The sequence below is a fragment of the Sphingomonas bacterium genome (assembly GCF_903643065.1).
Taxonomy (GTDB): domain Bacteria; phylum Pseudomonadota; class Alphaproteobacteria; order Sphingomonadales; family Sphingomonadaceae; genus Sphingomonas.
In genome coordinates this window covers 1-3,927 of sequence record NZ_CAHJWX010000278.1, presented here as the reverse complement: position 1 = coordinate 3,927, position 3,927 = coordinate 1, and the positions used below count along the sequence as shown (strand labels likewise).

The following is a 3,927-nucleotide window of genomic DNA, read 5'->3' as shown; positions in this document are numbered from 1 at the left end:
AGCCCGTTGCGCCAGCCGCGGGGGCCATACGTGACCCGTTATGACGCGGCGGCGGACGCGGCCTGGCCGGCGGCACGCGCGGCGCTGGTCAAGCTCTCCGACCCGCAGGCTGAGGCGCTGCTCGGATCGCGGTTCGCGCGCGGGCTGCTGACCTCGCTGGTGGCGCCGCTGATCGTCGGCCGGATCGCGCTACGCGATTGCGGGACGGTCGACCGGCTGGTGACGGCGCTCGCGCCCCTGCCGCCGCGCAACACCGCCGATGTGGTGGTGACCGCGTTGCGGTATATTGCCGCGCAGAAGCCGGCGGTGGCGAGCGCGCGCAACCCCCTCGCCGCGCTGCCGTTATGTCCGTGATGGAGACGGTGCTGCCCCCCGAGCTGGTCGAGGCCGCGCGCCGCACGATCGAGGCGAACCGTGCGGCGGGTCGGCGGATCGCGGTGGCGGAGAGCTGCACGGGCGGGCTGGTCGCCGCCGCGCTGACCGAGCTGCCCGGCGCGTCCGATGTCTTCGAGGCGGGGTTCGTCACCTATTCGAACGAGGCGAAGGCCGGGCTGCTCAAGGTGTCGATGGACGTGATCGACACGTTCGGGGCGGTCTCGATCGCGACGGCGTGGAGCATGGCGCGCCAGGCGCTGGAGCATACGGGCGCGGATGTCGCGGTGGCGATCACCGGCGTGGCGGGGCCGGGCGGCGGCTCGGCCAAGAAGCCGGTCGGCACCGTCGTGTTCGCGTGCGCGCGCAGGGGCGGCGATCCGGCGGACATCCAGGCCGATCGCAAGGATTTCGGCGATCAGGGGCGCGGCGGCATCCGCCTTCAGGCGGCGCTCTGCGCGCTGGAGCTGCTCCTGCCGTAAAGCGCCGCCGCGCGGGTCTCGAACGCGCCGATCATCTTGCGCAGCGCGACGCCGAACACCTGCCCCGCCAGCGCCTCGAACACCCGGTTCTTGAACGCGAAATCGACGGTGAAATCGACCGCGCACCCGCCGTCTTTCGGTCGGAACCGCCAGTCGTTGCGCAGGAATTTGAGCGGGCCGTCGACATAGTCGACATGAATCATCTCGGGCGCCACCTTGGCGACGCGGCTGGTGAACGTCTCGCGCAGGCCCTTGAAGCCGACGATCATGTCGGCGAGCGTTTCGGTTGCGTCGTCCCGCCGCACGCGCATCGCGATCACCCAGGGCAGGAACTCGGGATAGCGCCGCACATCGGCGACCAGGTCGAACATCTGCTCGACCGTGTACGGGAGGTGACGAGTCTCGGAATGCTTAGGCACGGTTAGGCGATGAACGCCTTCATCACGAGAGCCACCACCCCAGCCACGACAATCCCTAGAAGGGTCTTCACAAGCGCCAGATCCGTCCGGATGTCCGACAGCTGCTTCGTATCGTTAGCCACCTCTTCCGTCGCCTTCTGCGCATGCTCGTCGCTGGCGCCACCCTCCCGCAATGCCTGATATAGCGCACCCATCATCATCGCCATCAGCGCACTCCCAGCTTGAGCTCGCGTGCCACCCTCATCTTAGCGAAGTCGTCGCCCGCGTGATAGCTGGAGCGGGTCAGCGGCGAGGCGGCGACGAGGAGGAATCCCTTGGCGCGGGCGATCGCCGCATAGGCGTCGAACGCCTTGGGGCTGACGAACTCGGCTACCTTGGCGTGGCGCGGCGTCGGCTGGAGATATTGGCCCATCGTCAGGAAATCGATGTCGGCCGATCGCATGTCGTCCATCACCTGATGCACTTCGAGCCGCTCCTCGCCCAGCCCCATCATCACGCCGGACTTGGTGAAGATCGACGGATCGTGCCGCTTCACCGACTCGAGCAACCGCAACGAGGCGTAATAGCGCGCGCCGGGGCGGATCGTAGGATAGAGCCGGGGCACCGTCTCCAGATTGTGGTTGTACACGTCCGGCCGCGCCTCGACGATCCGCTCCACCGCCGCTTGCGCCTTGTTGCGGAAGTCGGGCGTCAGGATCTCGATCGTGGTGGTGGGCGTGTTGCGCCGGAGCGCCTCGATCACGCGCACGAATTGCGACGCGCCGCCATCGGGCAGGTCGTCGCGATCGACGCTGGTCACCACGATGTGGCTGAGGCCGAGCTCCGCGGCGGCGACCGCGACATGCTCGGGCTCCAGCGGGTCAACCGCGCGCGGCATCCCCGTCTTGACGTTGCAAAAGGCACAGGCGCGCGTGCAGGTGTCGCCCAGGATCATCACCGTCGCGTGCTTCTTGGTCCAGCACTCGCCGATGTTGGGGCAGGCGGCCTCCTCGCAGACCGTGGCGAGGCCCAGCCGGCGCATCAGCTGGCGCGTCTCGGCAACGCCATGGCCGGTCGGGGCCTTGACGCGGATCCAGTCGGGCTTGCGCGCGCGGGGGCTTGGCGCCACCGGGGACATCTCGTTCATGCACGCCAGATAGCGACGGCGCGCGTCCGAGACAACGCACGCGAGGACCCATGCCGACTACCCGTTTCGCCGACCTGATCGAAGGCTATCACCGGTTCCGCGACACCGATTGGCTGGCGGACCGCGCGCGCTGGGACGAGCTGGCGACGGGGCAGCGCCCGAAGGTGATGGTGGTCGCCTGCTCGGACAGCCGCGTCGATCCGGCGACGATCTTCGGCAGCCGACCGGGCGAGGTGTTCGCGGTGCGCAACGTCGCCGCGCTGGTGCCGCCGTACGAGCCCGATGGCGGGCGCCACGGCGTGGCGGCGGCGTTGGAGTTCGCGGTGACGAAGCTGGGCGTCGAGGAGATCGTGGTGCTGGGGCATGGCGCGTGCGGCGGGGTCCATGCGGCGCTGACGCGCAGCCTGGATGGCGCGGCGCCGGGCGAGGGCGGCTTCGTCGCGAACTGGGTGTCGATGCTGGACGAGGCGCGTGATCGGGTGGTGGCGGCATACGGCACCGGCGAGGCGGGCCAGCGGGCGTTGGAGGAGGAGGGCGTGTGCGTATCGATCGCCAACCTGCTCACCTTCCCGTTTGTGCGCGAGCGGGTGGCGGCGGGAACGCTGACGATCCACGGCGCGGTGTTCGCGATCGCGGACGGCCGGTTGCGGGTGCTGGATCAGGACGGGCGGTTCGTGGTGGCCTGAAGTGAGTTGGGGCTTACCCTGTTCAGACTAGATCCTGACCCGTTCGTGTCGAGCGAAGACACCGTACCACGCCTCGGTCCCTCGACTTCGCTCGGGACGAACGGATGTAAGCACCTGAACGGGACAGGCTCTAGGCGCGAGCGGTCCATATGGAGGCGGCGGCGGGGAAGTCGACGCGGTCGCCATCGCGATGCGCCGCGAGCGCGGTCGTGAGGCGATCGAGTGCCGCCGGGCGACCCTGGTCAGGAACGGCGTGTAGCGCCGACGCGACCGGGCCAATGCGGCGCAGGAAGCCGATCGCGTCGGCGACCGGATCGGCGCCTTCACCGGCAATGTAGCGATAGTCGGCCGGTTCGTGGTGGATGTCCACCCAACCGGCCCGCGCGAGCAGCGACTCGGTCCAGGCCGCGTCGGCGAAACCGAACGGGCCGGGCGCGTAGCCGGTGCGCGGCGGTGATGGCGGCGTGCCGGCAATCACGGTCGCGAGGGTCGCCCATGAGTTCAGGTCAGGCGCGCGAAAGCAGGAGAAGACGAGCCGCGCGCCAGGCGCGGCCCCCTGACGCAGGCTGGTGAACACCGTTGCCGGATCATCGAAGAACATGACGCCATGGCGGGAAAAGAGCAGGTCGGCGCCGGCCACGTGGCGGGCGCCGGCGGCGGCGAGATCGGCCTGTTCGAAGTGCAAGAAGGACAAGCTGTTTCGGCCAGACGCCACCCGGATCAGCTCGGGCGACAGGTCGACGCCGGTGATCGACAGGTCGGGCCGGGCGGCGGCGAGCGTCAGCGCGGTGGTGCCGGCGCCGCAGCCGAGATCGACCGCCCTGCCCCCGCCCGCCGGCGCC

6 protein-coding genes and 1 pseudogene are annotated in these 3,927 nt (G+C 69.7%); 3 read left to right on the top strand and 4 right to left on the bottom strand.

Translation table 11 applies throughout. From position 1 onward, the window contains the following. Both HUU95_RS10310 and HUU95_RS10305 read left to right on the top strand, forming a co-directional pair. A pseudogene (locus HUU95_RS10310) lies at positions 1–354 on the top strand (hypothetical protein); the annotation flags it as partial. After that, entirely contained in the window at positions 354–854 is a 501-nt protein-coding gene (locus tag HUU95_RS10305) for a CinA family protein (protein ID WP_174280033.1), read from the top strand. The pseudogene HUU95_RS10310 and the gene HUU95_RS10305, both read left to right, overlap by 1 nt. On the opposite strand, the gene HUU95_RS10300 is transcribed toward HUU95_RS10305, so the two are convergent. The 3 genes from HUU95_RS10300 to lipA are packed head-to-tail and all read right to left on the bottom strand — an operon-like array spanning position 815 to position 2,399. Then, positions 815–1,273: a type II toxin-antitoxin system RatA family toxin gene (locus tag HUU95_RS10300; protein ID WP_174280031.1), complete on the bottom strand. Its 459-nt coding sequence runs from the start codon at positions 1,271–1,273 to the stop codon at positions 815–817. The genes HUU95_RS10305 and HUU95_RS10300 overlap by 40 nt on opposite strands. A 2-nt stretch (positions 1,274–1,275) precedes the next feature. Beyond that, on the bottom strand, positions 1,276–1,479 hold the full coding sequence (locus HUU95_RS10295; RefSeq protein ID WP_174280030.1) for a hypothetical protein: 204 nt from the start codon (positions 1,477–1,479) through the stop codon (positions 1,276–1,278). Further along, positions 1,479–2,399, bottom strand: a complete 921-nt coding sequence (gene lipA, locus HUU95_RS10290; protein ID WP_174280029.1) for a lipoyl synthase — start codon at positions 2,397–2,399, stop codon at positions 1,479–1,481. The genes HUU95_RS10295 and lipA overlap by 1 nt, the downstream gene beginning before the upstream one ends. A 50-nt stretch (positions 2,400–2,449) precedes the next feature. Here lipA and HUU95_RS10285 point away from each other — a divergent pair, with 50 nt between their 5' ends. Continuing rightward, entirely contained in the window at positions 2,450–3,085 is a 636-nt protein-coding gene (locus tag HUU95_RS10285; protein WP_174280028.1) for a carbonic anhydrase, read from the top strand. A 130-nt stretch (positions 3,086–3,215) separates the two neighbouring features. Here the strand turns inward: HUU95_RS10285 and HUU95_RS10280 are convergent. Then, a partial coding sequence (locus tag HUU95_RS10280) for a class I SAM-dependent methyltransferase (protein ID WP_174280027.1) occupies positions 3,216–3,927 on the bottom strand: 712 nt, incomplete at its 5' end.